Raw genomic sequence first — 2,396 nt, forward strand, 5'->3', positions numbered from 1 at the left:
CATTAACTCTAGCGATAATGGATGATCTTTGCGGGTGTATTTCGCGGCATTGACAAAACGGCGCAACCAGCTACGGACTACTCTATGAGATTAAGAACAAAGTAACTGATTAAAAAAAGTATATAAAATCCAGCTTTAATACAAACCCTACGTAGGTAAGAGGTACTAAAAACCTCACTGAGGCTAAGCTGATGCGTTTCTACCGCAGCTAAAGATTATGTAGGCTAAAATTTGAAATCGATTAGAGGGAAGAATAGGGCGACTAGTGGAAAATATCTGTGTGTGACGAAAAGTTAGGGCGTTTCCTACAGAAAAAAACCAACAGATCAAAAGAGACGGTTGCAGCAATATAGCTAGTTCTCTAGCACACATTCAGATTGAGATATTCGTTTAGGTTTCGTAGTACTAATGACATAATCCTTTGGAAATTAGAAAAAGTAAAGTAAATTTTCCACTTACCACCAACAATCTACATTATTTATGCTTCGCCTTTTCTTATTCAGCCTAGTTAGCTTGTTTGCTACTGAGGTTTACGCTCAACTTTCGCTTCCTTACGTTTTTTCCGATCATATGGTCATTCAGCGCGACCAACCTGTCCCGGTATGGGGAACCGCCGATCCGAAGGAAAAGATTGAAGTCACGTTTAATGGTAAAACATCAACCGCCAAAGCCGATCAGAGTGGCCATTGGCAGGTTGACCTTCCGGCTACCGCAGCGGGCGGGCCTTATACAGTTGAGGTAAAGAGCCAGAACGAAATAGTTTCCTTCCGCGATGTGCTGGTAGGAGATGTCTTCCTTTGCGGTGGACAATCCAATATGGAGTGGAGAGTGCGTCAGTTGCCCTACGCCAACGAGGTAGCCTACACCGCTCACGATACGCAGATTCGGTTGATTAAAGTGGCCCACGATCAGGCGTTACAGCCAAAAGACGATATTCTGCCTACCGAGTGGCAGGTGAACAGTGAAGAAAATGTGCGGGAGTTCTCGGCCGTAGCCTATTTCTTCGCCCAGCAACTTCGCGAACATCTGGGCGTACCAATTGGACTGATAAGTTCCAACTGGGGCGGAACTCCGGTCGAGTCCTGGATGAGTGCCGAAGCACTGAGCAAATACCCTCAACTACACGAAGCCGTGCAGCAATTACAGGCCGAGGGCAATACTATGGAGAAGATAAGCGAAAACTACCGAGCTACCGTAGACGGTTTATTTGATGATATTGATAATCGGGACCCAGGCTTACAGAAGAACTGGGCCTCGGCAAACTTCGATTTTCAGGAGTGGCCTACGCTAATACTACCTACCTACTTCGATCGCGAAGCACTTCCGAGATACGACGGTACAGTCTGGTTCAAAAAATCGCTGGAGCTACCGGCTGATTTTCAAGGAAAAGACCTTCTGCTGAATTTGGGACAAATAGATAATGATGATCAGGTGTGGGTAAATGATACCAAGGTGGGTGAAACCCAGGGAGCCGAGCGATACCGTCGCTACAAGGTTCCAGCTTCGGCTACGAAAGCGGGTGAAAATATTATTACTATTCGAGTTACCGACCCAGGAGGAAAGGGTGGGTTTGCCACGGCAGGCAAAGACTTTTACCTGACTCTGGCTCAGCAGCAGTCAGACCGCACTTCGCTGACGGGGCAGTGGCACTACCAGCGCGGGGCGGGACGCAATAACTATCCTACCCCACTGCACCATTACCCTGGGTTTCTCTACAATGCCATGATTCATCCGTTGGTGCCCTACGCGCTGAAGGGAATGATTTGGTACCAAGGAGAAAGCAACGCTTCTCGCGCGCAAGAATACGGTGAAATTTTTCCGGCTATGATTCAGCAGTGGCGAAAAGATTGGGGTAGCGAGATTCCGTTTGCCTTTGTCCAATTAGCCAATTTTATGGCAACGGATGATACGCCACAATCAAGCAACTGGGCCGAATTACGGGAAGCTCAAACCAAGACCCTATCCCTTCCCAAGACTGGTATGGCTACCATTATTGATATTGGTGAGGCCGACAATATTCATCCGGCCAATAAGCGCGACGTTGGGAAACGGTTGGCTCTGGCCATGCGCCGAATTGCGTACGGAGAAGATGTAGTTGACTCCGGCCCTACCTTTGAGTCGGCCCGAGCGAAGGGAAACAAAATGATCGTAACCCTGGATAATGTGGGGAGCGGTTTGGTTGTGAAAGACAAATATGGTTATCTGAAAGGATTTACGCTGGCTGGTGACGATCAGCAGTTCCACTGGGCCAAAGCTGAGATCAGCGGCGAAAATGAAGTAACCGTTTACAGCGATGCCGTTGATAAGCCCGTAGCCGTACGGTACGCCTGGGCTAACAATCCGGATATGGCCAATTTGTACAACGAAGAAGGGCTACCGGCGGTACCGTTCCGTTC

The 2,396-nt window shown here is 48.2% G+C and carries 1 protein-coding gene; it reads left to right on the forward strand.

Features of this window, described 5'->3' with window-relative positions; all coding sequences use genetic code 11:
- Positions 1-480: 480 nt before the first annotated feature.
- Positions 481-2,396, forward strand: a 1,916-nt coding sequence (locus tag WBA23_RS24610) for a sialate O-acetylesterase (RefSeq protein ID WP_424584931.1), incomplete at its 3' end; no start/stop codon positions are given.

The sequence above is a fragment of the Tunicatimonas sp. genome (assembly GCF_049647865.1).
In the GTDB taxonomy this organism is placed as follows: domain Bacteria; phylum Bacteroidota; class Bacteroidia; order Cytophagales; family Cyclobacteriaceae; genus Tunicatimonas.